Here is a 1,152-nt window from a genome sequence, read left to right on the forward strand (position 1 = left end):
AGAAAAGACTATTTTTTCAAAGAAAAATAATATTTATTCACAATTTTATCCACAAACTATTTATTTAAAAGAAAATACACTAGATTTACTTGATTTAATAAGGATTTGAGGAAATTTTTAATAGGTTTTAATAGGAAAAATAATAAGTTATTAAAAAATTTATCCACAATTACATGTGTAAAGTATGACAAAGCTAATTATTCACTTAGTTTCAGACTCTTCCGTGCAAACTGCAAAATATGCAGCAAATTCTGCCCTTGCACAATTTACTTCCGTAAAACCAAAATTATATCATTGGCCAATGATTAGAAATTTGGAATTGCTAAATGAAGTATTAAGTAAAATAGAATATAAACATGGGATAGTATTATACACGATTGCCGATCAAGAACTCCGAAAAACTTTAACGAAATTTTGCTATGAATTAAAAATTCCATGTATTTCTGTAATAGGTAAAATTATTAAAGAAATGTCTGTTTTTTCAGGTATTGAAATAGAAAAAGAACAGAATTACAATTATAAATTTGATAAAACTTATTTTGATACACTTAATGCCATAGATTATGCTATAAGACATGATGACGGACAAATGCTTAATGAATTATCAGAGGCTGATATAATATTAATAGGTCCTTCTAGAACTTCTAAGACACCGACTTCCGTATTTCTAGCGTATAACGGTTTAAAAGCTGCCAATATTCCTTATGTTTATAATTGCCCCTTTCCTGATTTTATAGAAAAAGATATAGATCAATTGGTAGTAGGACTCATTATTAATCCAAATAGGTTAATTGAGATAAGAGAAGCTAGATTAAATCTATTACAAATTAACGAAAATAAAAGCTATACGGATTTTAATATAGTACAAAAAGAGTGCCTAGAAGTCAGAAAAATTTGTGATCAAAGAAGTTGGCCGGTAATTGATGTGTCGACTAGATCAATAGAGGAAACAGCAGCTTTAATAATGCGAATATATTATAATAGAAAAAATAAATATAATAAATAAAAAGATTTTCATTATTTACAATTAGAAGCCTGTACTTTATAATTTTATTTATAAATATAGATGTTGTCCATATAAATCCGAAAGCAACACTATGTCATTCCTAACTAAAAGCGACTTTGTTGCATAGATTGAAAAACCTACTCGAT

At 27.0% G+C, this 1,152-nt stretch carries 1 protein-coding gene; it reads left to right on the top strand.

Annotated elements, in window-relative coordinates:
- Positions 1-184 precede the first annotated feature (184 nt).
- The gene (locus TENJIKU01_RS06780) at positions 185-1,006 is read left to right on the top strand and encodes a pyruvate, water dikinase regulatory protein (RefSeq protein ID WP_064429674.1); all 822 of its coding nucleotides are present in this window, start codon (positions 185-187) and stop codon (positions 1,004-1,006) included.
- Positions 1,007-1,152: the final 146 nt, after the last annotated feature.

It is taken from the genome of Rickettsia sp. Tenjiku01 (genome assembly GCF_001653015.1).
Classification (GTDB): Bacteria; Pseudomonadota; Alphaproteobacteria; order Rickettsiales; family Rickettsiaceae; genus Rickettsia; species Rickettsia rickettsii.